This is a genomic window from Cytobacillus praedii, assembly GCF_001439605.1.
Taxonomy (GTDB): domain Bacteria; phylum Bacillota; class Bacilli; order Bacillales; family Cytobacillaceae; genus Cytobacillus; species Cytobacillus praedii.
The window spans coordinates 332-27,146 of the sequence record NZ_LMBX01000034.1 but is presented as its reverse complement, the minus strand read 5'-3'; the positions used below and the strand labels follow the sequence as shown (position 1 = coordinate 27,146).

General features: G+C 34.6%; 21 protein-coding genes and 4 tRNA genes. 7 read left to right on the top strand and 18 right to left on the bottom strand.

What is annotated here, in order from left to right; all coding sequences use genetic code 11:
* Window positions 1-5: 5 nt before the first annotated feature.
* The 3 genes from ASU02_RS23125 to ASU02_RS23115 are packed head-to-tail and all read right to left on the bottom strand — an operon-like array spanning window position 6 to window position 4,591.
* Window positions 6-1,649 carry an ATP-binding protein gene (locus ASU02_RS23125; RefSeq protein WP_057767783.1) on the bottom strand — a complete coding sequence of 548 codons (1,644 nt, stop codon included), beginning with the start codon at window positions 1,647-1,649 and terminating at the stop codon, window positions 6-8.
* Window positions 1,639-3,777, bottom strand: coding sequence for a Mu transposase C-terminal domain-containing protein (locus tag ASU02_RS23120; RefSeq protein ID WP_057767782.1), 2,139 nt, complete (start codon window positions 3,775-3,777; stop codon window positions 1,639-1,641). Before ASU02_RS23120 ends, ASU02_RS23125 begins: the two co-directional genes overlap by 11 nt.
* Window positions 3,752-4,591, bottom strand: coding sequence for a heteromeric transposase endonuclease subunit TnsA (locus ASU02_RS23115; protein WP_057767781.1), 840 nt, complete (start codon window positions 4,589-4,591; stop codon window positions 3,752-3,754). The genes ASU02_RS23120 and ASU02_RS23115 overlap by 26 nt, the downstream gene beginning before the upstream one ends.
* A gap of 157 nt (window positions 4,592-4,748) precedes the next feature.
* Here ASU02_RS23115 and ASU02_RS23110 point away from each other — a divergent pair, with 157 nt between their 5' ends.
* Both ASU02_RS23110 and ASU02_RS23105 read left to right on the top strand, forming a co-directional pair.
* Window positions 4,749-4,949 (top strand): helix-turn-helix domain-containing protein, encoded by a 201-nt coding sequence (locus ASU02_RS23110; RefSeq protein ID WP_082631916.1) that lies wholly within the window; start codon window positions 4,749-4,751, stop codon window positions 4,947-4,949.
* 89 nt (window positions 4,950-5,038) lie between these two features.
* Window positions 5,039-6,916, top strand: a complete 1,878-nt coding sequence (locus tag ASU02_RS23105; protein ID WP_057767779.1) for a TnsD family Tn7-like transposition protein — start codon at window positions 5,039-5,041, stop codon at window positions 6,914-6,916.
* Between the two features lie 82 nt (window positions 6,917-6,998).
* On the opposite strand, the gene ASU02_RS23100 is transcribed toward ASU02_RS23105, so the two are convergent.
* Window positions 6,999-9,485: a DEAD/DEAH box helicase family protein gene (locus tag ASU02_RS23100; RefSeq protein WP_057767778.1), complete on the bottom strand. Its 2,487-nt coding sequence runs from the start codon at window positions 9,483-9,485 to the stop codon at window positions 6,999-7,001.
* Between the two features lie 346 nt (window positions 9,486-9,831).
* Between ASU02_RS23100 and ASU02_RS23095 the strand changes: the two genes are divergently transcribed.
* Both ASU02_RS23095 and ASU02_RS23090 read left to right on the top strand, forming a co-directional pair.
* Window positions 9,832-10,968: a hypothetical protein gene (locus ASU02_RS23095; protein WP_057767777.1), complete on the top strand. Its 1,137-nt coding sequence runs from the start codon at window positions 9,832-9,834 to the stop codon at window positions 10,966-10,968.
* Window positions 10,946-11,908 carry a hypothetical protein gene (locus ASU02_RS23090; RefSeq protein WP_057767776.1) on the top strand — a complete coding sequence of 321 codons (963 nt, stop codon included), beginning with the start codon at window positions 10,946-10,948 and terminating at the stop codon, window positions 11,906-11,908. The genes ASU02_RS23095 and ASU02_RS23090 overlap by 23 nt, the downstream gene beginning before the upstream one ends.
* A gap of 314 nt (window positions 11,909-12,222) precedes the next feature.
* Here the strand turns inward: ASU02_RS23090 and ASU02_RS23085 are convergent, their stop codons facing one another.
* Together ASU02_RS23085 and ASU02_RS23080 are read right to left on the bottom strand one after the other, a co-directional pair.
* Complete coding sequence (locus tag ASU02_RS23085; protein ID WP_057767775.1) at window positions 12,223-12,678, bottom strand: hypothetical protein; 456 nt, start codon at window positions 12,676-12,678, stop codon at window positions 12,223-12,225.
* Between the two features lie 26 nt (window positions 12,679-12,704).
* Complete coding sequence (locus ASU02_RS23080; protein ID WP_057767774.1) at window positions 12,705-13,709, bottom strand: DUF3231 family protein; 1,005 nt, start codon at window positions 13,707-13,709, stop codon at window positions 12,705-12,707.
* Between the two features lie 352 nt (window positions 13,710-14,061).
* Between ASU02_RS23080 and ASU02_RS23075 the strand changes: the two genes are divergently transcribed.
* The 3 genes from ASU02_RS23075 (at window position 14,062) to ASU02_RS23065 (ending at window position 15,904) form a co-directional block, all read left to right on the top strand.
* Window positions 14,062-14,352 (top strand): hypothetical protein, encoded by a 291-nt coding sequence (locus tag ASU02_RS23075; RefSeq protein WP_131238100.1) that lies wholly within the window; start codon window positions 14,062-14,064, stop codon window positions 14,350-14,352.
* A 197-nt stretch (window positions 14,353-14,549) separates the two neighbouring features.
* Window positions 14,550-15,494, top strand: a complete 945-nt coding sequence (locus ASU02_RS23070; protein WP_057767800.1) for an acetyl-CoA carboxylase carboxyltransferase subunit alpha — start codon at window positions 14,550-14,552, stop codon at window positions 15,492-15,494.
* 194 nt (window positions 15,495-15,688) lie between these two features.
* Complete coding sequence (locus ASU02_RS23065; RefSeq protein ID WP_057767772.1) at window positions 15,689-15,904, top strand: hypothetical protein; 216 nt, start codon at window positions 15,689-15,691, stop codon at window positions 15,902-15,904.
* A 232-nt stretch (window positions 15,905-16,136) separates the two neighbouring features.
* Here the strand turns inward: ASU02_RS23065 and ASU02_RS23060 are convergent, their stop codons facing one another.
* The 12 genes from ASU02_RS23060 to ASU02_RS23005 form a co-directional block, all read right to left on the bottom strand.
* On the bottom strand, window positions 16,137-17,375 hold the full coding sequence (locus tag ASU02_RS23060; RefSeq protein WP_057767771.1) for an IS110 family RNA-guided transposase: 1,239 nt from the start codon (window positions 17,373-17,375) through the stop codon (window positions 16,137-16,139).
* 447 nt (window positions 17,376-17,822) lie between these two features.
* Entirely contained in the window at window positions 17,823-19,625 is a 1,803-nt protein-coding gene (gene glmS, locus ASU02_RS23055; RefSeq protein WP_057767770.1) for a glutamine--fructose-6-phosphate transaminase (isomerizing), read from the bottom strand.
* A gap of 481 nt (window positions 19,626-20,106) precedes the next feature.
* Entirely contained in the window at window positions 20,107-21,459 is a 1,353-nt protein-coding gene (gene glmM, locus ASU02_RS23050; RefSeq protein WP_057767769.1) for a phosphoglucosamine mutase, read from the bottom strand.
* 32 nt (window positions 21,460-21,491) lie between these two features.
* On the bottom strand, window positions 21,492-22,766 hold the full coding sequence (locus ASU02_RS23045) for a CdaR family protein (protein WP_057767768.1): 1,275 nt from the start codon (window positions 22,764-22,766) through the stop codon (window positions 21,492-21,494).
* A complete protein-coding gene (cdaA, locus tag ASU02_RS23040) occupies window positions 22,759-23,589 on the bottom strand; it encodes a diadenylate cyclase CdaA (protein WP_057767767.1) in 831 nt (276 codons plus the stop codon). The genes ASU02_RS23045 and cdaA overlap by 8 nt, the downstream gene beginning before the upstream one ends.
* Window positions 23,590-23,799: 210 nt before the next feature.
* Complete coding sequence (locus ASU02_RS23035) at window positions 23,800-24,435, bottom strand: anti-sigma factor family protein (RefSeq protein WP_057767766.1); 636 nt, start codon at window positions 24,433-24,435, stop codon at window positions 23,800-23,802.
* Between the two features lie 18 nt (window positions 24,436-24,453).
* A complete protein-coding gene (sigW, locus tag ASU02_RS23030) occupies window positions 24,454-25,017 on the bottom strand; it encodes an RNA polymerase sigma factor SigW (protein WP_053477963.1) in 564 nt (187 codons plus the stop codon).
* Between the two features lie 217 nt (window positions 25,018-25,234).
* Window positions 25,235-26,131 carry an arginase gene (gene rocF, locus ASU02_RS23025; protein WP_057767765.1) on the bottom strand — a complete coding sequence of 299 codons (897 nt, stop codon included), beginning with the start codon at window positions 26,129-26,131 and terminating at the stop codon, window positions 25,235-25,237.
* 260 nt (window positions 26,132-26,391) lie between these two features.
* Window positions 26,392-26,464, bottom strand: a tRNA-Lys gene (locus ASU02_RS23020).
* Between the two features lies 1 nt (window position 26,465).
* Window positions 26,466-26,540: transfer RNA gene (locus ASU02_RS23015), tRNA-Gln, on the bottom strand.
* A 99-nt stretch (window positions 26,541-26,639) separates the two neighbouring features.
* Window positions 26,640-26,723: transfer RNA gene (locus ASU02_RS23010), tRNA-Tyr, on the bottom strand.
* 9 nt (window positions 26,724-26,732) lie between these two features.
* Window positions 26,733-26,805 (bottom strand) — tRNA-Thr (locus tag ASU02_RS23005).
* Window positions 26,806-26,815 lie beyond the last annotated feature (10 nt).

The following is a 26,815-nucleotide window of genomic DNA, read 5'->3' as shown; positions in this document are numbered from 1 at the left end:
TAAATTTATACAATTCCCAAATCTTCTTTAGAAGATTTTATATACCCTGCATTTAATATTGACTCCCACGCTGACATTTCGTCTTTTCTTCCTTTGTCCACTATTAGTTGCAATTTATTTCGTGACTCATTTCCAGCTAATTTTACTACTTTCTTACTTTCTGTCTCTTTTAGTTCATCTATCTCTTGCATACATAAAAATAGTGCACTTTTAGCATCTAAACAGCTATTTTCACTAACAATTTTTTTTGCTACCTTTTCTGCAAGCTGTTCATCTATATCGAAATTAATCAAAGTTAGAATTACCTTTTCAAGAATAGATAAATCCTTTTCCATTCTTTTCTTAGCCTGCTTTTCTTTCTCGATCAATACTTTTTGTCTCATGTTCACAACAGACATTCTGGCAGTTAAAAATTCTTCAATATCTAATGGCGTAATATCTTCATATTTGATAAGGTCATCTTTTTTGCCAGATTCTAGCGCCTTCAACATGGGTTGAATAAGTTTTAAATATTCTTTCTTCACATACTTAATAATATCAAAGGTTAATTTCTCTACCCCTGACTCGATTGCATATGATTGACCAAGTAAATACAACTTTAGAGCAACATCGGTAATACCTTGGCTCTCCTTATATAGATAGTAAATCCATTCATCAGTTAACTCTGTTTCAAACTTTGTCCACTGATAATCCCACATGGCAGAGATTAAAACCTTCCAATTATCATCATTCTGCATCTGCTGCCATACCATATCTCCATGACCACTACTTCTTCGTGCCTGCCTAAAATCTTGTTGTAGAATTGATTTGGCTTTCATGGTACCGATCAACATGACTGGAACCCCTACTTCATTCACCAAAGTTACAAAAAAGTTCATTAGTTCTTCAGAATCACTCTTTTTACCGATCATTAAATGTTGGATTTCATCAATAATTATTGCTCCAATACAATGCAATCTAGCTACTTGTGCCATTCTGACTACCATTGAGCTATTTGAGTTTCGCTTTTTCCCGTATTTCTCCAAATAATTTGTTCCAAGTAGTTCGTCTACCTTCAAAAAGAAATCCATACATAAGGTTTTGATGGAACCATCATGAGGTGAATTTAACTTTAGCCATGTTATTTGGAATATGCTTAGTGGGTATTTATGTATAATTACTTGGGGATATAAAGACAATACGCGTTCAACTGCCGAAGTCTTACCTATTCCTGAAAATCCCATTAACGTAAAACTTGAAGATGTCGTCCGTATATCATGTGATATTCCCAATTCATATTTATTAATTAATCTATCTTTAAGCTCATTTAATACCATTGTATGTTCCTTATTTTTGGGATTCCGATTTACATACCCATATCTTAAGAATCTTGAAAACTTAAGCTCAAGCTCAATTGTTTTATTTGTTGGCTGATAAAACCTTGTTAATCTCAATAAAGCATGATACCTATGATGTATAGATAAATTTCTTTCCTTTGGATCGTACTCTGGTAAAAAAGCCAGTTTATTGTATGCGTCTTCGAATGATAATATAGGAGGGAGTGCCTCAATTAATGGATTACCTTTGAAATCCTCAAGTTCTTGAGAAGTATAAATAGCATATGGTACATTTTTTCCATTAGGTAACTGAACATAATTTTCATTTTCCATTACTTTTTTTCTCCCTTTGTTTTTTAAACAGCTCTATTATTGAATAGGAGACTGTACCCGAAAGATTTTCATTTACTGGATCTTCAATAGTATTTTGAACAGTTGATGAATCTAATACTATAGCGTCTTCAGTATTCCTCTCATTTATTTCCTCTAATTTTACTGCCTTTACCTGATTTAATTTTTTACTCTTACTAATACTAGAGTCGTGTTCTTCCTTTTTTCTTTTATTTGCCTTTTTAACTACTTCTTCAACATCCAAGAATAGATTTAACTGATTCTCAAGTTTTTCATGTTTAAAGCTATTTTTCATATCTTTTTCAATTACTATGAACTGGTCAATTTCATCGATACTTTTATTTCTATATCTTTGCTGATGGTCCAAAAGTGTGCAGGTGTGATATATAGTCTCATTTGAGGAATGTAAGTAAATGTAATCCATATTCCTTGGATCGTATGAAAAATCTACTTTCCATTTCTTTTTCCTAGCTTTTGCAAACCAGCCCTCTTTCAAAGCAACCTCACAAGAATATAACATATCCTTATATCGAATTCCTTCTGCTGTAATAGTAGCTTTGTCGCTAGGTAATAGGTGGAAATTAACTACCTTCTCATTTAACGTTCTTAGAGCTCCGTTTGTTCTTATTCCCCAATTCCATAACTGTATAGGTATTGGACGAACATCTTCAGCTATCATCTCAGGTGATCTTATATAATCTTTCATATAGTGGTTGTGATTATAGTAGTTTATAAAATAGACAATTACTTTAATATAATCATCCAATGTAAGAGTTGCTTCTGTTCTAAAATCTTTAGAACCTCTACCTTTTGAATCTTTATGTAAATAACCTGGCAATAATGGTCGAATTCCTTCATGGGAGGAATGAAATAATTGTTCAACTATACCCTTCCAATCTGGACGATAAGGTGGATTATTATTAATCTCTACACCAACTCCATATACTAATCCGTCCGCAAATTTACTTTCTAATTCGCCTCTGTCACCAATAATAGCGCTAGGCAATCCTTTAACTGGCCATTGGTCTTCACTAATATCAATTCCAAGATTTCTACAGTATTCTTTTTTTTCACTAAATGCATTTTTTAATGCAGAAGCCATACTAATCCAAGAGGCATTATTTAAGCTAATATAAAAGCCCGTTATCATCCGGCTAAATACATCTATAACAAAATACAGTGTAGGTTTTCCAACCATCCAATTTGTACTTATACGATTTAATAAGTATATGTCAGCAGGTGTAGCATCAATTTGATATAGCCAACCTGGACCAAAAGAGTCAAACTCTGTTGATCCGAGCATTTCTCTATGATTTCTTTCATATGCTGAATCACCTTCTCTTTTTTTTGTAATCACATCTTGTTTGTACATCTTCTTAAACCAATAATAAAACTGAGCGTACGTAGGAATGTTTTCTTCATCTTCCAACCTTAGACGTTTTTTTCCATTTTCATCAAATATATAACCTTTATTAAATTTCTCTTTCAACATCATGTTATAAGCAAAAGAGAGTGAGGGTTTTTTCTTATTAAGGTAATGTTTATTAATATACTTTTTAAACAGTTCACTTAGCTTATCGGTTATATTTATTCCACCGCCACGATTCCTAGGGCGACCTGTTTTCTTCTTATAATCATAATCACCTCTGTTTCCACAATTAACATAGTCAGGCAATAAACAATTTATTACCATTCCTCTTTGCCAATATTTCCTCAGATACTTAAGAATAGTTTTTTTAGTAGCAACTCCTGTTTCTTCAACCTGATTAATCAATTTACCTCGTTTATGCTTTTCATAGATATCAGGCTCTACCTTAACAATGTCTTTTATGGTATCCCAGGCATTATTCCTCAATTGTTCATCCTTTTCATTAATTCCTTTTCGGGCCAGTCTCCAAGAAAGAAAATTGTCTTCAACATATATAAATTGTTCATTCAACAGCTCCTCTATCACATTATCTAGCCTATATCTAAAAGGAGTTGGTTTCTCGTCATCGATATTAATTAAATAGCAGTAACCTAATTGCTTGTCTATCCATAATATTCTGAATCTATCGTTTGTCTGTGTATCCTTAATGACATCATTAACCACTATTTCCGGCTTTCTCATCCGTTCCACCTACCACGTTATTAAATGAGAGTTCTTGTATAAAGATACTTCTAAGGTTAATTTTTATATCCATATTCAATAAAATAAATTTGTTTGCTAGCAAATATCGTAGAAAATTCACCGCAGTTCCCGGGTCAAGTAAATAATCCTCTTCAAATTTATTAAATACATCAAATAGGGTATTTGATACTTCCTGATTTCCTACATAGCTTAATAACCTATAAGCAAGCTTCTTATCATCAGGATTTTCTAGTGAGATAAAAGGGTGGAACCATTGAATATTATTAGCATAGTATTTTGGAATCTCTTTTTCAGTTACAAGAGCCCATTCAACACCTTTCTTTTCCCAGTATTCTCTCTCGATTTCTAACTTTTCTATTGTTCTTTCGTCTTCTAATTTAGAAAAAGGTTTAATAGATCGAGCAACAATAATTAACTTATTTTCTCTTTTAATTGTTACAAGGAAATCAGTAGTCATGGGGATAAATGTATCAGTTTTGGGGTCTTTTGGATGTTCAATTCCTTTTTTATTGGCAATATCAACGGTCTCAACCCTATCAAGAGGGAATTGCTCTCTGATATCAAGAACCTTTTCACTCCATTCAAGGAGATAGAAATAACTTCTTTCAATATTTGAAAGAAGATGATGAATCCTTCCTGTTTTCCATCCTTTGATTCGACTACTATTACCTTTACTAGCAACATCATGTATAGTAAGCCACGGTTTATAGTTCCTTAATTCACCACTTCCTCTTCCTTCTTTTTGATACCTAACGATTTTCTCTTCTGTCCACGAATAGCTTCTTTTGGCCATTTTCCTCCACCTTTTTAAATATTTCTAGTTCTAATCATCTAGGTTAAAATAAACGATAAAGAATTAAAGCTGTGGATATAATTGTAAGAAATTATATCGCTCTTCCGATAATTATACAATATTCTGGTTTTATCACCGAATTTAGAGAAGGGGAATAATGATGAAAATAGGGGAAAGATTTAAATCACTTAGGATTAAGAATAACCTTAAACAAATAGAATTTGCTCAGAGGGTTGGCATCTCCCAGAGTACGTTAAGCGAAATTGAGAAGGGAAAATCTAAACCTTCAGTGGATACTGTCGTTTCGACAAGTAATTCTTTCAACGTAACAACCGATTGGCTTTTGAAAGGGGAATAGATACTTTTAATAAAGAAAGAGGTTAGTACTCTTTTCTATACATATTTTTACACCTACCACCTAAACTACAAAATAGGTAGGTGATAAAGTTGATTACATATTTCCCAAAATTATATCCTGGAGAATTACTGTATAGTTGGTTTGCTAGATATCATTTGCATTCTGGAAATTTGAGTTATAAAAGTACAACAAATGATTTATTTGAAAAACCCTCATATATTTCCACTCCTGATTTACCTTGTAGTTTAGAAAGATTGTATAAAAACATACAGCATTTTACTCCTTTGGAACCAAAAGAATGGATCAAGAAACACACTTTTTATAACTACTACACGGCATTTGCTTCAACAAAAATCAGAGAGACTGTGTTTAATTCTATGCTATATGGAGAATCAAATAACGCCCTGCACATGTTAACTGGTAACATGGCTAGTACAGTCAAAGATATACAATACTTTCGTTATTGCCCAACATGTGTTTATGAAAACATTAAGCTTTATGGTGAACCATATCTTCATACAGTTCACCAGACACCTAGCAGTTTCATATGTCCTGTTCATAAAGAAATATTATGTAATACATCAATTTCTTTCAGGGGTTTCAACAAACACGAATTTAAAGCATTAAAGTTATCGAATTGTACTGGAATAAAAATAATTAACAACTTTGATGAAAAAGTTTTAAATCTATTATTACTTGTCTCGGAAAAAAGTAAGAAGTTGATCGAAGAGGATCTAAGTTTCATACCCGATGTACTCCTGAATCAATATAAATACTTGCTGAATAAGAAAGAATTAATAACTCCCAACGGAAATGTAAGACAAAAGGACCTTGCAGAGCAGTTTCTTAATTTCTTTGGTGAAAAGTTTTTGCAATTGTTACAATCACATATCGGTACTGACCATGAATCTTGTTGGTTAAAAACTATTACAAGAAAGCACAGAAAAACATTCCATCCAGTTAGGCATATTTTGCTAATTGCATTTTTGGGTGAAACCTTTGCAAGTATAAATTCTCTTAAAGAGATAGTGGAGGATTCAACAATGCAATTTGGAAAAGGACCTTTTCCATGCTTAAATAAAGCAGCTCCACATTACAAAGAAGTTATTATTAATAAAATTAATGTTACAAGATGCAATAAGACGAAGTTTCCAATTGGAACATTTACATGTAACTGTGGATTTGTTTATACCAGAAGGGGTCCAGATCGACAAGGATTAAATAGATTTAAAATTGGAAGGGTAAAGCAATTCGGTGATATCTGGATAGAGAAACTAAATCAGATGATAGGTGTGGGTTCTTATAGCTACCGTGAAATCGGAAAAATGTTAAATGTTGATACCCAAACAGTAATAAAGTATTCCAAAATACAGATGGACATTAATAAGACAGAAGAAACGCCTAATAAGAATCATCGGGATTACAGAACATCATGGCTTAAACTTCGGAACGAATACCCTGAACTAAGCAAAACCGAATTAAGAGAAAAGAATCCCTCTGTTTACATGTGGTTGTATCGCAATGACCGGGATTGGCTAAATACTAATTCTCCTAGTAGAAAAGAGACCTCATCACCTATCCCACGAATAGATTGGGATAAGAAAGACAAGGAGATTGCAAAAGATGTTATTCCAACTACTATAAATTTACTAACTAAGAACAAACCAAAGAGAATTACCATTTCTGCTATTGGTAAACAATTAGGTAATTTATCTATCCTTGAAAGGCATATTGATAAATTACCAATAACAAAATTCATCCTAAAAGACGTAACTGAATCAACTGAGGATTTTCAAAAAAGAAGAATAGTATGGGCAGTTGAACAACTAAAATTAAGAGGAGACTCATTGGATTCTTGGAAGATCAAAAAGCTTGCTGGGTTAAAAACTAAAATTTCTCCTGACTTAATAAATACTATAGAAATAATCCGAAAAAATAGTAGCCGTGGAATTAAAATAAAGAACTGAGAAAGTTTATCTCAGTTCTTATAGATAAATAACAATCCTCTTAATTTAACTTTCAATACAATAATACGGACTGTTATATCACTTATTTAAAATCAACAGTATACTCCCTAACAAATAAATCTGACTCTAATTTAAATAATTTTAATAATCCAGCAACAGTACTAAGATCATAATTTGACTGTGCAACTTGGCTTCCAAATTCTCTTAATCGACCTCGTAGTAGCTCTAATTTCTCTTTATTTATTATCCTAATACGAGAGTCAGGGCTTGCTGCAAATTCAAATTTGGTATTAGGATGAATCATAATAGGTGTAAATGTATTTATCGCTGGATATGTTTTCTCAAACCAAACAATTGATCCATTTAATTGATTACAATAATCTTTACAGATTGTACTAGAAGTAGCTTCATTTTTACATTCAATAACAAAACAGTTATTAAAACTTGCCCATAAATTATCAGGACCTCTCCTAAATTCATTTTCTGGCCTTTGAGAAATAAAGCCTAAATGCTCGCCTAGATCTTTTATCGCTTGTTCAAAAATATTGGAAGAGAAATCTTCAAAATGAAGTTTATCAATCAAAGCATTGAAACCTAATAAATACTCATTAGTATCACTATAATTATTAATGTTAAATTGACATATTTTATTAACTTGTGGTATATTATCAAACTGCATTTTTTGATAAACAATACCATTAACCGGGTGGAGTAGCTGACTATTAACCCTTTTTGCAGACATTAAAGTTTGTTGTGCTGCAACTTGATTAACAAAGTTTTCATACTTAGCATACTTATACTTTAAAAATCCTTTATGATTATTATTTGGTGTAATATTGATAAGCTCTTGAATTTTCCCCATCGCACCATTATAATCCCTACTCAAAGCATCATTGAATGCTTGTCTTTGTTTTACTACAACCTCATCGAATATGTTTTTAGAATTATATTTTAATTTTAAAATTGTAGCTTTACTCAATTTTACCCATTCAGGATTTCTATTTAAACAATTCGAAATAGCACTATCTATTTCCTTTATTGTTGCCCCTTTTAATTGTTTATCTAAACTTTTCGATAATTGCAGTTGCATTTGAGTTGCCTCAGTAAACATCTCTTTTGCTTCTTTTGAGTATAGGAATCGAACCAAGGAATTTCCCATTAAAAAAACAACACAATAATCTTCTTTTGATCTAATTCCACGCCCCATTCCTTGTTCTATTCTTTGTATAGTATCTTTTAAAACTTCCCTACTCCCTCTTAAAGCAATTTGTTCATATTTTTCAAACTCACTTCTAACATCAGGCATCCCATCAATTATCAATACCTCACATGCCGTTTTGGGTAAATCGATTCCATCATATTTATTAATTAAAACAACAAGACCAACGTGTTTATTTTTTAACTTTTCTATAGTCCCGATCATTTCTGTTTGATTTGAAACTATAACATCCGCTACATCTTTCCAATATTTAGACCTAAGAGTGGATGGAACTAATATTACAACATTTACTCTAGTAGAAAGGTACTTATAGTAATATTTTAACTCATCTTCTGTTATATTTGGATTTAACTCTTGCGGAATTAGAATCATTCTTTCACCAATATCATTAGCGTTACCAGGTGTTATGCAATTTTTGATTTGTTCACTATCAATATTAAAATGAGAAACTAAGATTGAGTCGTCTTCTATCGTAGCACTCATAAAAATTCTATGAGGACAGTCATCAAAACTTGGAATTACTTCAATTGGTAGATAGTCAAGATTAATAATTAATTCCTGACCTGTAATAATACATTCCGCAAGTTCTAAATTGTCTTTTAATAAAGGCCAGTTAAAAAATAAACTTTTATTTTCTTCACTATTATCATTACGTTTCTCATGAAGTATACCTAAAACCTTTGAATAATTATTATTCCATTCCCAAAAAGGAATTAACTGCTGAGAATTCTTATCTCCATCTTTTATTTCTAAATATTTGCTTACTGATTGTTGTTTCATACAATCAGTAAATATATTTAAAAGCTTTTCATAGATATCATTTGTCTTTGGTATATTTATTGAAAATTGGGACTTTGCTACTTTCATACATGCATGTGCATCATCTATAACAATTGAGCCTATAGATTTTTTTATCTCACCAACTCCAAATACTGTTCTCCCATTAATCAATTTGTGCATGTTTGTAACTAAGATACTTTCTCCGTTTAAAAATTCATTTGCATTACTGTCTTTAGTAACTTTAATTCCTAAATCATTAGCTTCATTAATAATTTGTTCAATCAAGTAGTTATCTGGAACAATATATATAGCTGGACCTTTTCCTTCATTTAAGTATGATTGCAACATAAGTAATCCGACAACAGTTTTTCCACTTCCTGTATTCATTTTTATCACTGTATTTGGATTTTCTCTAAATTCATTAAACCAAGTCTCAAGTACTTTTTCTTGAGCAGGTCTTAGTAATTCTTCATATTTTTCATCTTTTTCTGGTAGCAAATCAAAAATTTCAATGGGACTTAGGACATCACTACTTAGTGTATCTTCTAATAACTTATTGAAATCCAACATATTAAATCCCCCCTATTAAATCTATATTTGGTTACAGGTAAAGTATACCAAATATACAGGATAGATTACCTATTGGTTTTTAAAAGAAAATACCTCACTTTGTTAACACATCAATAATAAGGGAAACTGAAAGTAAAATAGCACGTTATCTAAAAGAAGGTAAAGGTGTTGGGGGCCTCCCAGTACAAACTATGGAAAAAGTTCCTAAACAACAAAAAGAAATTTTTGAATTCATGACTCACAATCAAACACAAATAATTCATAAAATAAAAAAAAACCCCCAATAGTGGTGAGAAATATAATAAAATTGGAGTATAAATCTATAGTACAAAAGGAGGGATAGATTATGGTTAAAAATAGAAGCGAAATGATTTCTAAATTTGATGAGGTTTTAATTAAAAACTTTGAACGTTTTAAGGATGAAAAAAAGAATGAAACTAACCAATTAAAATCCTATATTATTGAAAACCATGTTGCTCATAATTCTACCCCTTCCCATGATAGTGTAGCTGCCTTTCTTCAGGAAATTTTTAAAAACCAACGGAAGATATCAATAAAATTAAAAGAAACTGAGGATGAGCAACTTTTTGTCATTGACTCAAATGTTGGAGAAATGTATTTAGATATATCACAAAAACGCTTTTGGGTACTTCATGCTTCTGTAAAAGCTAAACATAGCGATCTTGTCCATAAAATTATTTTAAAGGACAGAAAAATAGATAATATCTGGCTTCCAATACCGTTTTTAAAGGGTTTAAAAAGGTTTGGGGATATATATGGGATGGGGATATCTTTTACGGAATATCTAAAAAAAGATGAAATGGATGATTTTTTATTTCCAAACCAAAACACTCTAAATTTAGATATTAGACGACTTTATGTAAATCAGATGTTAACACTATTAGAGACTTCAGATTTAAAAGAGGTTATTGGTATAAATAAAGTTACCCTTTTAGATAGCACGATTGAAAGCCAAGATTTTATAGTTGATGATATAACTTATTTTGGAAAGATTACCGGAAGAGGGACATCTTTTTCCAAACACCATTCAATAATACAAAACATCCTAATGAACTATAGTTCTAAAATTATAAATTTAGAAGAGAAATTTTCATATAGCTTTGATCCAAATACTCATAGTCTTAAAGGACAACCCATTGAGATACATATTAATCGAACCAATATTAATTTAAAAAAATTGGTAGACACAATATTCTCTGGTAAAAAACCCTATTATTTGTGGGGAGTACCTGATTGGAGAGATGAAACATATTGTAGAGTGAACTCAGTTGATTTACATTCCGGAAATTTTGGAAATAGTTTGGAGTTTGAAATAATGCCAAACTTAATAAGAGTTCTACTACCAAAGGATTCTTGTGGAAACACTATTTCACGTTTATTAACAAATATTCACCAGTCAATTGACGCTACTTCTTACTTTAAGGAGGGAGCAGGGGAACATGAATTCTTTTCAATTATATAGTGAATTAGATTTATTAAATTTAATTATTACTATGAGCTTAGAATCAAAAACGGGTGATATTGATAATATCTTTTTTAAAGAAGGATATAAAATCGTCTCTATTGATCGATCTGTTTTAACAAATATGGGAACAATAAAGTATGATATATACCTATCTAATCAGGTTAAAGACATATCTTTAGGCTTTGAACTCAAAGGCTTTAAAGCAAGCAATTTAACTTCAGACCAATTAAACAAATATCAAAGTCTTCCTATTAAACAATACCTATTGTTAGGAGGAGCATTTTATCAAGATTTGGATAATCATCGTCTACAAACAATAATTGGAATAAACAAAAGCAGAGAGTCTTTAGTAAAAGAATTCATTCAACTTAATGGCTTTACCTTTCCTTTACTTTTGGTTGATCAGAAAACAAGTTCAATTGAAATATCTACTGAACAATTAATTGATAATGAGCTTTACTTAAAACTTAAAAATATTCTTTTTGATACTTTAAAAATCCCTACATTTATATTTTATGATAAAGAATCCAAACTCCATCATATTGCTCCACGAATAATAAATAAGATTTTCCAGTATGCAAAGTTAGACATGATGGAATTTTCAGTAGATAAGATTACAGAAGAAACCTATTGTGGTATTCCCGGGCTAAATAACGTAATTGGGATTGATATAAAGAAATCTGTCGTTGGGAAAATTAAGAAAATTTTAAAAGAAATGGCTTCTAATGAATTTTCTAGCTACATTGTTTGGAACAGCTCAAACAAAAAGTGGGAAATTAAAAGGATTAACAGTAAATCACACCCTAATACAGATACTGCTTTTCTCCAACTAGGTAAGCAATATGTCGATAGACTACGCAATGGTATGAACTTACCGACTATAGGGTTTGAGCAGTTAACACTTTTTGATTATGACGAAGTTTTAGAAGAAATTTAAATCTTAAAATAAGGGGCATACAAAATAAATCAGTCCCTAAAATAACTATTAACCCGCATTTGCGATTTAATAGTTATTTTTTTGCCTTTTATCTTATCTGAAAGGCCACATGTAAAGCAGGTTAGTTGAGTAACATGTTTTACTATAGTTTTATAAAAAGGATTGATCATTTATAACAAAAATTTGATTAAAAATCCTGTGTTGATATTCAGGATGGATTTTTCTTATTCTACAAACGGACCATTTAATGAAGTACTTCTTGCTTATTCACATAATAACCATCCTCTTTTAAATAGTAGATAGAGGATGGTTTTTTAAGAAGTGTTATTTATGATTTTTTTAATAATAAATCCGATTATTATTCCAGGAAAAACAAACAATATTGGGAGCCATACAGGACCCAATAAAACTCCAAATATCGTTAAGCTTGAGGAAAAAATCAATCCTACTGTTACAAAAAATGCAGCGAACACATACGGAAGAAAAGAATAAATGTCTTTTCCTCCACCTGCATCTTTTACTGCATCCCAAATAGAAAAAAAGTACAAACAAGGATAAAACATCAACCACTGATAATCTGCATGTTTTATGGCATCAACAATTTCCCCATGAAAACTAAGAATTATGACCTGATTAAAATTTGCTTGTACATTAATCAGAAATTCCAGTATCAATAATGCTGTGCCTTTAAATTGTTTTCCGTTTAAAAACTGCCCTAACCCTGGAAGTGCAATGCTCCACATTAGTTTTTCAAATGGATTCCTATTCATTTATAAATACTCATATTGCATTTCTATTACTTTTCTTTTGCAATTTCTTTTCTATTAGGAGCAAGTGGAGGCTGTTCTAACCATTTATTTTGCACCATAATATTAAACCATTTCTTCGTTACCATAAGATTTTGTAGAATAGTGCTTTCGTAAGTGGCTACAAGGTCTGTTCGCATTGCGGATGCTAAACCTGCTCCGTGATACGCTTGTGCAGCTTGGAATAAGAAACCAATATGATACAACATTAACTTATCTGAAAATGGAGAGTCCGTTGAAGTTGTCACTTCTGTTTCCAAAGATTTCGGAGCTGGTAAATTATCGGTTTGCATTATTTTTGTAAATGATTTTATTTGTCCATCAGCCGTTTTCTCGGAGTCCATTAAAAACTTTCTTACTTCTTTTGTTTGTGCGACTTGGCTGAATGCGATTGAAAGAGTTTTTGCCATAATACTTTTTTTTAGGTTGAAAGAAATGCTTATGATTTCTGTCGCTGCTAACATTCTACCCTTTCCGAAAATTCCATCTTTGAAATCTTGGCTAGAAACATATTCAGGGTTTTTAGCCGGATAAAATAAAGGGTCTCTCTGAAAACTTCCTTTCGCAAGCAATAGATCAATTGTTTGATGATACATCCTTTTCCCATCATTATCACAGGAGTCGTAAAAATACCGTAAGTCCTCTCTTACAGAAACGCCCAATGAAGTTGTGTGTCCTAGTAAACCATGTAATGTCATGATATGTAAATAATTTAGGCAAAATATATCTGTGAACAACCTCTGTTTACCCTTAAAGAGGTCTGATTCAGTAAATCCAATTGGAACTGGAAACCCCTCATTTTTCATAAAAGTAACGATTTGTTGTTTTTGCTTTTCGAATGTCTTGATAGCATCCTCAAAAACAGCTTTAATTTGCTCATCCTCAATAATAGAGACCATATATCTATTAACAATATCAACAGCTGTTCCATTTACATACTCTCCCCACAAACTTCCTATTTCGGATGATGTGAGTTTTAGATTTTCCTTTTCCATCTTGTCACCCTTTTCGATTTTTCTACATCCTGAATATTATTTGATAACTTGGTAATAAATATGAGCTTATTTTGATAAAGGGTGATTTTAGTAAAATAATTTGGAAACCATTTTTGCAGTACTTATGGATTTTACAGTATTAAGCAATCGGGCGCGTTTATTTAGGACGCGTCTTTTTATTAAAGGGCCATTTAATGGAGGATTATTAACAAGAAATATTTAATACTTATGGTATTGATAGTAAGGTGTTGTGAAGAAATTTACTTAAACTACCTAATCAGGATAGTTTAATAAAATATATCTAGAAAGGGGGAAATTAGTAACTATGTTTTTAGAAGAAGAGGTTTACGGAATGTTGAATTGGGGATTTGGAATTGTAATGGCAATACAGTTTATTTTTTTGGTTGTTCTTTGGACAAATCGTAAATTTGATGTACGTTCATTTGTTTACCTTTTAATTTACTTAGTCTTATTCGCATTTGCGGGATATCATCTACTGATATCAATGAATACGTTTGAATATCCAACGGGTATGGGTTCAGAGAAGGCATCATTTAATATTGCTATCGCAGGTATCCTATGGACATTAAGTATATTGTTTTTATTACTAAGTATATTTCGTCTTGTAAGAACCAGAAATTAGTTTATTCTTCAACAAATTGGGGTTTTAGTAAGATAACGTTCTTCAACAATCTGGCCATTTAGTGGAAGAACTCTTTATAGAAAAGTTGAAATTGTGAAGAACTGTACCTAGCTAACGGGGCAGTTTAGCTTAATAAGAAGGGAATTTTGAATAACTATCGAAAATAAAGATAATTATTATTATCGGAGGTGTCTAAAATCAATAATTATTTAGAATTTGAAAAACCATTAGTGGAGCTTAGGGATAAGCTGTCGGAACTACAAAATTTTATGGTTGATAATAATGTTGACTTATCAAATGAGATGTTAAAATTTGAACAAAGAATTGAAAAATTAGAAAGTGAAATATACAATAATTTGACACCTTGGCAAAGAGTTCAAATTGCTCGGCATCCAAAACGACCAACTACTCTTGATTATATTCCATTATTGTTTGAAAACTTTATGGAATTACATGGTGACCGTTATTATGGCGACGATAAAGCGATTGTTGGTGGGATAGCAAAGTTTGAAGGATTGCCTGTTACTTTAATAGGTCAGCAAAGAGGAAGAGATACCAAGGAAAACATATTAAGAAATTTTGGAATGCCAAATCCAGAAGGGTACCGAAAAGCCCTAAGATTAATGAAACAAGCTGAAAAATTTAATCGACCTATTATAACATTCATAGATACAAAAGGTGCCTTTCCGGGTAAGGATGCAGAAGAAAGAGGACAATCCAGAGCAATTGCTGAAAATATTTTTGAGATGTCAGGATTAAAAGTCCCAATCATCTGTATCATTATTGGTGAAGGAGCAAGTGGAGGGGCTTTAGCAATAGGGGTAGGAAATCACATACATATGTTAGAGAATACTTGGTTCTCTGTAATAGCCCCTGAGTCCGCAGCAAATATACTTTGGAAAGATAGTTTAAAAGGGCAACTTGCGGCCAATTTAATGAAGATAACCGCACCAGATTTAAAGGAATTAGGAGTTATAGATGAAGTAATTCCAGAGGTTAAAGGTGGGGCACATAATAATCATAATGAGCAAGCCTTGGCTCTAAAGAATATTATTAAAAACTCACTAATTGAGCTTTCCACATATTCCGCTGAAAGCATAGTCGAACATAGACACAAGAAATATCGAGTAATTGGTGAGTAAAATTACAGTAACAACCTTTTTAATCACCATTTAATGTTTGCTATTTCATGGATTTATCATTATTGAGAAGAGAAAAAACTTTATTCATCTAGCAGTTGGTTATATTCAAGATCAGCTGCCAATTCAGGCGGCTTTTCTTATGTAACAAATGGGCAGGTTTATCACATAGATACAAAAGTGAAAGGGGTTATTAAATGCGATTACAGAACCAGATTATTATTGAATGGACAATTCGAAATTACTATAGTGATTTCTCCTTTGAAAAACACCTTGAAGATGTAATAAATGAAACTAAACCACTCAGAGAAGGTGAAGCACTGGAAATTCATCAAGTAGTCTATGTAGGTGAATTCAACAATGATAAAGTGTATTTAATTATTTTAAATATAGTACCAGAAAAAGTGAATTGATTGAGTAGATTAGAATACAACAAAAGAAAGTACCACGTTTATGTGAAGTATTTTACTTAAACTATAGGGAGCTTTAGTTCAATAACGTTCTTCAACAAAACCAGCTAATAGTTGTCAACATTTTTCAATAAAAAAATGAAAAATTAGATGATATACTAAAAATGAGTATGCCAAATAACCTTCCTGATTTTCTTTGTTGGAAGGTTTTGTTTAATGTTGTTAAATATAGTTTTTATGCTAACTCTTGGAAAGTAGTTTTGCTCTTTAAAAGTGCATAAATCAAGTGTAAAAGCTTATTAACACAAGCAATTATCGCTACTCTATAGGGTTTACCTTCATCGCGTTTTTTATCGTAAAACTCTCTTAATTTTTTGTTCCGAGGTATAACGGTGTCGCTCGTCTTTTGTTTACGGGCATCTCGAATTCCACAGTACACAGCCATATATAATGCTTGCCTTAACCTTCTAGATCCTCTTTTCGTTATGCGATTGTTGGTCGCTGTAAACCTTCCAGAAGAGTAAACACTAGGATCTATTCCTGCAAAGGCAACTAACTTTTTAGGGTGATTAAACCGATCTATTTCTCCAACTTCGGAAATGATTGTTGCCGCAATCTTTTCTCCGATACCAGGGATAGACTGGATAATCTTATATTCTTCAATTTCTTTAGCGAGGGCATCTATTTTAGTTTCTAGTTGTGATAGATGCTCTTGATATTGAAGAACGATAGTAATTAACATCTTTAGGTTAAAAATATGGCTTTCATACAAATTGTTTTGAAATGGATTTCGTCGTGCAGCCTCAATAAGTTTTTGTGCTTTTTCTTTTGCCCACTTTTCTGAACGTCTGGTACATAGCGATACAATCTTGTCAGTTAATACGGATTCTGTAGTATTTAGTACATGTTCAGAAGTAGGAAATAAGGAAAGAGTTTGTAAAGAGACTTTTGAATATAAATTACCAAAGACACCTCTATATTCGGGAAATACTTGATCTAACACTGTTAGAAGCTGTAGCTTGGTTTGTGTAGAGATACCTGAAATTGTTTCTTGTTGCCTTGTCAGATTACGAAGGTTTAAGAGTTGAATACCTCTTTTCTTATACGGCTCAATTTCTTCATTGTAGTATAGTTCGCAAAGAAGATAGGCATCGACAGCGTCTGTTTTTACCTTTCTTAAACTTGCGCTTCTTGCTCGATGAGAGATAAGGGGATTCACAATAATATAAACATATTGCTGTTCCTCCAAAAATTGAATTACAGGAGAGTGGTAATGTCCTGTTGATTCTAATATAACCGAAGGTTGCTTACCATCAGCTACTCTTTCAATCTCTTTTAAGAATCCTAATAAATTTTCAAAGCCCTCCACTGTATGCTTTACACTAAAACTTTTACGAAAAGGTAGACCCTTATCCAAGAATGCTTGTACCTGACTTTCCCCTTTAGAAACATCCAGACCTACTACTGGATTCATCATCATCTCCTCCTTAGAAATTAAAATTAGTCGGTTGTCCCTAGAGCTGCTTGTACTATCATAGGTTCGCTTGTTAAACGGGATCATTGTCCCAACCAGCCTGAAACATGCTTATACAAGTAGGGAGTGAACAGTTTTGCTGACGGGATCAAGTCCCACGGGCGCTACGTTCTACTCCGACTACCGCTATAATAAAACCAAATAAAAAAAGTTCAACCAGTAAAAACTGGCTAAACTTATATTACGAACGGGCGCGATTGCGGAATAAGGAATTAAATATTTTTAATTAGAAAAAAGGAATGTCTCCAAAATCGAGACATTCCTTTAGATTCTCTAGAGTACAACTTATTTTTAAAGAGTACAACTTACTTTTAATAGAGTATAACTTACTTTTAACAGCGTATAACTTACTTTTTAAAAAACACAATTAACTAAAACTTTTCCTGCCTACTCCACCGTCACACTCTTAGCCAAGTTTCTCGGTTTATCAACATCGCATTCACGGTGCAGGGCAGCGTAGTAAGAAATCAGTTGTAATGGTAAAACAGAGATAAGGGGTGTTAATAATTCGTGCACTTCTGGGATAACGAAGGTGTCGCCTTCAGATTCCAGTCCTTTCATGGAAATGATGCACGGATAAGCACCGCGGGCAACGACTTCTTTCACGTTTCCGCGAATACCTAAATTAACATTTTCTTGTGTTGCTATTGCGATAACAGGTGTGCCTTCTTCAATTAAAGCGATTGTTCCATGCTTTAGCTCGCCTCCAGCAAATCCTTCCGCCTGAATATAAGAAATTTCTTTCAGCTTAAGCGCACCTTCTAGGCCAACATAGAAATCAATGCCACGGCCGATGAAGAAGGCGTTGCGGGTAACAGTTAGAAACTCGCGGGCAATCGATTCAAATTCTTCCTTTTCATCACAAAGCACTTCCATCGCATTGGCGATAATGCCCAGCTCCCGAACAAGATTGAAATTCGGTTCCATGCCACGGCTTTTCGCAGTCACTTCAGCTAAGATAACTAATACTGCTAGCTGTGCTGTATATGCTTTTGTCGAAGCAACGGCAATCTCAGGACCAGCATGGAGCAACAGCGTATAATCTGCTTCGCGTGACAGAGTAGAGCCTTGTACATTGGTGATTGTAATGGCTTTATAACCCATTTCCTTCACCTGAACAAGAACCGCACGGCTGTCAGCTGTTTCTCCGCTTTGTGTGATGAAGATGAACAATGGCTTTTCAGAAAGCATTGGCATGTTATAGCCAAATTCACTTGAGATGTGTACCTCTACTGGAATTTTTGCTAGTTTTTCAATGAACTGCTTTCCAACAAGCCCAGCATGATAGGAAGTACCTGCTGCAATAATGTAAATACGGTCTGCATCATTCATGGCAGCTATAATTTCTGGATCGATCGTTAGCTCGCCATTGCCATTTTGATACTTCTGAATAATTTTGCGCATCACTAAAGGCTGCTCATCAATTTCTTTAAGCATATAGTGAGGGTATGTGCCTTTTTCAATATCACTTGCATCAAGTTCAGCTGTATACGCCTCACGGGTAATAACATCCCCGTCAAGATTTTTAATCGTAACGGCATTTCTTGTCACGATTACCATTTCTTTATCCATCAGCTCTACATATTGATCTGTCACTTGCAGCATCGCCATCGCATCAGAAGCAACTACATTAAAGGAGTCACCCAAACCGACTAAAAGCGGGCTCTTGTTCTTTGCCACAAAAATTGTTTCCTCATTTTGTTCATCCAAAAGTGCAAGTGCATAAGACCCTTTTAGCAGCTTAAGCGTTTTGCGGAATGCTTCTTCAGTACCTAGCCCTTCACCAGCAAATACTTCGATTAGCTGAACGATAACCTCTGTATCTGTTTCGCTCGTAAAGTTCACATCCTGAAGGTATTCACGCTTTAAGATTTCGTAGTTCTCAATGACCCCATTATGCACTAGTGTAAAACGGCCAGATGCACTTTGATGGGGGTGGGAATTGATCGTGCTTGGTACTCCATGAGTTGCCCAGCGAGTGTGACCTATTCCAGTCTGTGCAAGCACATCTAAGTCAACAGTATTTCGTAAATCCGCTATACGGCCTTTTTCTTTAAAAACATGAACGCCTTTGTCATTGATTACAGCAATTCCCGCTGAGTCATAGCCTCTATATTCAAGCTTTTCTAAGCCTCTTAATAAAATTTCCTTCGTATCACTTAATCCAATATATCCTACAATTCCGCACATACTTCTTTCCTCCTGATGAGAAGGGGCAAGAAGCCAATTAGGGCATACTTGCCCCTTATCTCTATAGTTAAGTTTATATTCGTATGATGTCAGACAACTCCACACGATAGTTTTATGCTTTGTAAATTAGCATTCCCTACTCTTTGTCCATTAAGTTACCTTAATGCTTTAAAGCAGAGATGACGGTTCGCTTTAACCGGGAGGCATCCGCCGATTGTTCGATAAACCTCCTCCTCGTCAACTAATCCCCAGTCCGATCGGAATTAGTCCAGGCGCTTCTATTTCATTTTCATTCTATTTGTCTACTGCCCACCTTTCCTTTTTTTAAACACTATTTTGTAAAAAAGTTTACAAAGCACGATAATCATACAATATAGGCAGAAACTAGTCAACCAAAAACGAAAGGGGAGATCCTTGAACACCCCTTTAAAATAAAATATGCATAAGGGAGTCCTTTCGTTCCCTTATGCATATCCTTATCTTATTCTTCGTCTAAACCCATTTCTTGCTTTACAACTGCTGCAATACGTTCAACATAGTCATTGCACAGCTCTTCTGTTGCCGCTTCCGCCATCACACGTACAAGTGGCTCCGTTCCCGAAGGGCGTACTAATATCCGGCCGTTTCCATTCATTTCATTTTCAACCTCAGTAATAATCGCACGTACTTTCTCATTGTCTGTTACATGATGCTTATCAGTTACTCGAATATTAACAAGCTTTTGCGGAAACTTTTGCATTTCTTTTGCCAGCTCTGATAATGGTTTCTTCGTCATTTTCATAATATTTACGAGCTGCAATCCTGATAAGAGCCCGTCCCCTGTTGTAACATAATCCAGGAAGATAATATGGCCAGATTGTTCACCGCCAAGATTATACCCATTCTTCTTCATTTCTTCGACCACATATCTGTCGCCAACCGCTGTTTGAATACTTTCGATCTCATTTGCTTCAAGTGCCTTGTAGAAGCCTAGGTTGCTCATAACTGTTGAAACAACTGTACTATGCTTTAAACGTCCTTGTTCCTTCAAATACTTTCCGCAAATGTACATAATTTGATCACCATCAACAATGTCGCCATTCTCGTCAATGGCAATCAAACGATCTCCATCTCCATCAAAGGCAAGTCCAATATCTGCTTCTTTTTCTTTCACAAATGCAGCCAGTGTTTCTGGATGTGTAGAACCAACACCCTCATTAATATTTATCCCATTTGGGGAAGCCCCAATCATGGATAAATCCGCATCTAGGTCAGCAAACAGGTGAGAAGCTAGTGAAGATGTTGCTCCATGTGCACAATCTAACGCAATATGTATGCCTGAGAAGTCCTCATCCACAGTCTGCTTCAAATATTGAAGGTATTTCTGTCCGCCTTCGAAATAATCATTTACTTGTCCTAGATCACCGCCAACTGGTCTAGGCAGCTGATCCTCTTCCATATCCATTAAGCTTTCAATCTCAAGCTCCTGCTCATCTGAAAGTTTAAATCCATCTGGACCGAAAAATTTAATCCCATTATCAGCCACAGGGTTATGAGAGGCAGAAATCATTACTCCCGCTTCTGCACCAAGTGCCTTCGTTAAATAGGCAACACCTGGAGTTGAGAGAACACCTAAACGCATTACCTCCGCTCCAATGGATAATAAGCCTGCTACTAAAGCACCTTCAAGCATATGGCCTGAAATTCGTGTATCACGACCAATTAAAACCTTTGGATGATTTTTATCCTTGGTTAAAACATATCCTCCACATCGGCCTAATTTAAAGGCCAATTCAGGGGTTAATTCACTATTTGCGACCCCGCGTACTCCATCCGTACCGAAATATTTACCCATACCTGTATCGCTCCTTCTTTCATTATTCTAGCTTATACTTCTTTTTGAGTAATTGATATTTTTGCCGTTTCCGTCGCCAGTTTCCAATCCACATCTGCCGGACCTTTGACACTAATTTTCACTTCATGGTCCCCTACAGTTAAATTAGCTAAATCAAGAAAGACATTAAAGTCACTCGCCTGCAGTTCTGCAATCTTATCGCTTTTCCCCGTAACAGTTAAACTAGCCCCATTTGCTGGTGCCTGAAGAGACGCTTCAAGTTCGCTGGCTAGTCCAGTTAGATGAATCTGGAGATTTGAGAACATCTTGTGTTCATCTGCCTCTTCATCATTTTTACTTGTTTCACTATTCTTTTCACTCGTCTTTATTGTTGTTTTTACAGTCTTAGGATTAACTTCTTTTATATCATCCGAAATAATGACTGGCAAAGTGATTTCTGTATTTCCATTAATTTGGCTAAGGTCCACTTCCACTCTTACATTTTCCGTTTTATCTAGCACCTCTTGACTGCCATAAATCTTTGCCTCGTTTACATCAAGTGATATCGATTCAACAGAAATATTCTCTGGCGGACTTCCCTTTTCAACGATTTTAATTGGTACGACCTTACTCAAGCTTTTAACAGGAATAATTACATCCACCGTTTGCTGATCGATTATCACATCAAGCTTATTCATGTTCTTATCTAATACAAGAACTTGAGCTTCTCTTCGAACAGTTTCCCTTATCGGATCTTTTATATTGACAGCGGCTTTTACATAGGTGATTCTTTCCATTACATCTTTCGCACCAGTAATCTTCACTCTCTTTGGCTCTGCCTCAGGAGCTTCTGAAATATAGCCATCTTCAATCAATGACTGATCAAAATCAACATCAACTTTATATTCCTTTGTAACCTTCTCTTGTATACTTACATTGACATATGCTGGATCTATGGTCACATCTAATTTATCCGAAATATCCCTAATTTTGATTGGGACCCTTTCCGTTCCTATCTCAGCATCAGATAAATCCACATACACTTCAAAATTCCTTTGTACTTTTGCTTGCAGAAGTACATTTTTTGGTCCTTTTATAGTAAGTTCAACCGTATCTGGTATACCAGTAACAATTAAGTTCTCTGTATCATAATACGTCTTTACAGGAACATCAGTTAGAACCTCTGAGTCTTGTTCTCCTGGGACATTTACATTGGATACATTTTTAATTGGATCATATACGGATTGGAAAAGAAGTAATGCAAGAATTAAAGCAACTATTTTCATAAACCAGCGTGTATCAACAAGCTTATCAATAAATTTATCCATTTTTCTTCACCCTCCAGTTCCAACGCCCTGAAGAAGTTTGTTTTACATTATTTTTAAAGATTAATTCATTAGTAAGCAATTCTTTAAATGCCTCTGATTTCAAATCCCTGTGCAGCTCGCCATTTTTCGTTAGCGAAACACTGCCGGTCTCCTCTGATACGATTACGGTTAAACTATCTGTTACTTCACTTATTCCAAGAGCAGCGCGATGTCGTGTTCCAAGCTCTTTTGAAATAAACGGACTTTCTGACAATGGCAGATAGCATGCAGCAGCAGCCACCGTATTCTTTTGTAAAATAACAGCCCCATCATGTAATGGAGTGTTTGGAATAAAGATATTTATTAGCAATTCAGAGGATATCTTTGATTCAAGAGGAATACCTGTTTCAATATAATCCCCCATTCCCGTTTCGCGCTCTACGGAAATAAGCGCACCAATACGGCGCTTTGCCATATAATCAACAGCTTTAACAATCGCCTCAACCATTTTCTCCTGATCTTCGCCCTCTTGATTGCCGCTTCTGGAAAAAAGGCGTCCTCTTCCTAATTGTTCAAGTGCCCTTCTAAGCTCGGGCTGGAAAATGATTGCGATTGCCAAAAATCCCCAAATAAGTACTTGTTCCATCATCCATCCCAATGTTTGCAGGTGGAAAGTATCGCTGATAATTTTCACGAGGAGTATCACAAATATTCCTTTTACTAATTGAACAGCTTTTGTCCCACGTACGATGGTAATGAGCTTATAGATGACGAACCATACAAGGAGAATGTCAACAGTATTAGCCAAAAATTTCAGTATAGAGAAATCTGAAAACAACGACATTATCCTTCCTCCAAAAATATATTAATACAGCACATGCGTCTTGCCCTTATTGAATGAACTCTTCGGGCTAGAGACAGACTGTTCAAAATACGATTAGTTCTATTCCTTTCGTAACTTCCATATTATATCACTGAAAGCAATCCCATTCCAATGAGGAACATGTTTGAAATAAAAAATAAGAACACTGCATACATGCAGTGTTCCTTCATTTTACTTCGCTGCTTCTGGTTCTTCTTGATCAAAGATAGTAACGACCTCTGTTGCAGTTTTTTTGATGTGATACCACAGCCAATCAAAAATGGCATTTACTTCTTTAATTTCCCCCGTCACTTGACCTGCAGAAGCAAGGTACTTTTCTCCATTGATAACAGTAACATTGCCCTCAACCTGTCCCTCTATCTGGATTTTCCCATTCTTCACAGTCACGTCGCCTTTAACAACTTCTCCTTTTGGAACAATGACTGTATCATTTTGGACGATGAGATTTGGCTGCTTGGATACTGAAAATTCATGATCCTGCTCCCATGAAGAAAATAAACTCCCTGCCATAAGCACGATGAATAAAGAAGCTGCCGTAAATAAAGGATGATGCCTGACCCAACGCTGGAAACCAACCTTGCGCTTTTCTTTAGGCAGTTTAGCCATCACCTTTGCAGTAAAATCAGATGGCACATTTATATGTGAAGTACTCTGAACAAGAGCAATAGTCTTTCTTAACTCATGAAAATGGGTTTGGCACTCCTTACAGCTTTGGAGATGCACTCTTAATTCTTGTTCATTTTCGGCTGAGATCTCTTCATCTAAATATTCATGCATATAAATGATCATTTCTGCTGGACACTTCAAAGTTCTCACCCTCTTTTATTATACATGCCGTAATTGGTTTCTTAATGCTTCTCTTCCTCGGTGTATTCTAGTCTTAACCGTACCTAAGGGCAAATCCAGAATCTTACTTATCTCATTTAAGGATAGCTCTTCGATATACTTCAATACAATAACAGTACGGTATTTTTCAGGAAGCTTAGAAATCTCTCTTTGGATAGTTTCCTGCAGCTCTAAGCTCTCTACATCGTCTTCAGGCAAGCTTGTATCTGATGCAATTTGTGAATACATGGTCAGCCCGTCTGTTCCTGCCACCTCTGCATCTAAATAATAATCAGGTTTCTTCTTCCTGATTCGGTCAATACAGAGATTTGTTGCTATTCGATAAAGCCATGAAGAGAACTTAAGATTAATATTAAAGCTATGAATATTGACGTATGCCCTCAAAAAAGCCTCTTGAGCTATATCTTCCGCCTCATGTCTATTTCCTAGCATTCTATAACAGATTTGAAATACCTTTTCTCCGTATATTTCAACCACTTCTGCATAAGCATCCTGATCGCCCTTTAATACTTGTTTAATCCTTTTCTTTACGATTGCTTCCATTTTCTTTACCTCCGCTCAAAGTGCGGCTATTCGACATTACGAATCGATAGCGGAAAAGGTTTCACTTTTTTTAAAAAAATAATCATCATATCTATATTAACAAATTTTTACTTACTTGGATGATTTTTTTCTAATGATACAAAAGAATATAATCATAGGGGTTCATCATAATACCTAATAAAAAAACAAGAACATTATGTCCTTGTTTTCAGTGAACCTATAATAACTTTTCCCCAAAAAGTGACCCCATTAAGGCTACAGCAACAGTTGCTGTTTTATTTTTATCGTCGAGAATCGGATTCACTTCTACAAATTCAGCTGATGTAATAATTTCAGATTCAGCAAGCATCTCCATAGCTAAGTGGCTTTCTCGGTAGCTTATGCCTCCTAGCACCGGAGTTCCTACACCTGGTGCATCATTAGGATCAAGTCCATCTAAATCTAAAGAAAGATGTACACCATCCGTTTTGCCCTTTAAATAAGAGATTGAGTCTTCCATCACTTTCGTCATACCAATGCGGTCAATCTCATGCATCGTATAAACCTTAATGCCTTTTTCCTTAATCAACGCTCTTTCTCCATCATCTAATGAACGTGCACCAATGATCACTATATTTTCCGGCTTAATCTTCGGTGCATATCCAGCAACATTCGTTAATAACGGATGTCCCATTCCGAGGCTTACCGCAAGAGGCATCCCATGTATATTCCCAGTTGGTGACGTTTCTGCTGTATTTAAATCTCCATGTGCATCATACCAAATGACACCAAGATTATTATAATGCTTTGCCACCCCAGCTAATGTACCAATCGCTATGCTATGATCTCCCCCAAGAACTAACGGAAATGAACCAGCCTCAATTGCCTGATCGACTTCCTTAGCAAGCATTTCTGTCTTTTCAGCAATTAAATGCAAATTCCTTAGATTCGATTCTGGATCAACCTCTACTTCAGGTCTTCCAATGGCAATATCTCCACGATCATGAACTTCATCAAATAATTTTTTTAACCTTTCATTTATACCAGCGTAACGGATAGCACTTGGCCCCATATCTACCCCGCGTCTCATTTGTCCTAAATCCATAGGCATCCCAATAATAGCAAGTTTCTTCATGAAAAAAATCTCCCTTCATCCCTGTATCTAACTCTATTTTAACCATATTAAAAGAAATGACTCAACTCGACAAAAGTATGTATATATATACGGAAAATGAGTAAGATTCTAAAAATTAATACAGTTAGTCGCTTAAGTATGCAGCATTTACACTGGGCTTCATGAATTTATTTCAGAATCTATTTCTTTTATTACAATATATAAGAGAAAAAAGACCAAAAAGGATAAATCCCTTAAGGTCTTTTCTTCTTTCATATAAATGAGCCATGAAGGACTCGAACCTTCGACCCTCTGATTAAAAGTCAGATGCTCTACCGACTGAGCTAATGGCTCNTGGCTGGGCTAGCTGGATTCGAACCAACGCATGTCGCAGTCAAAGTGCGATGCCTTACCGCTTGGCTATAGCCCAATGATTCTAATATCATTTACATAAAGAACAATTATTATTCTTAAAAATAAAAAGGACTAGTTTCATCTTGTCCATTTTTAATATTGCTATTAAAAATAATGGTGGAGGGGGGCGGATTCGAACCGCCGAACCCGAAGGAGCGGATTTACAGTCCGCCGCGTTTAGCCACTTCGCTACCCCTCCGAAAGTTNATGCCGGCCAGAGGACTTGAACCCCCAACCTACTGATTACAAGTCAGTTGCTCTACCAATTGAGCTAGGCCGGCATAATAAAAT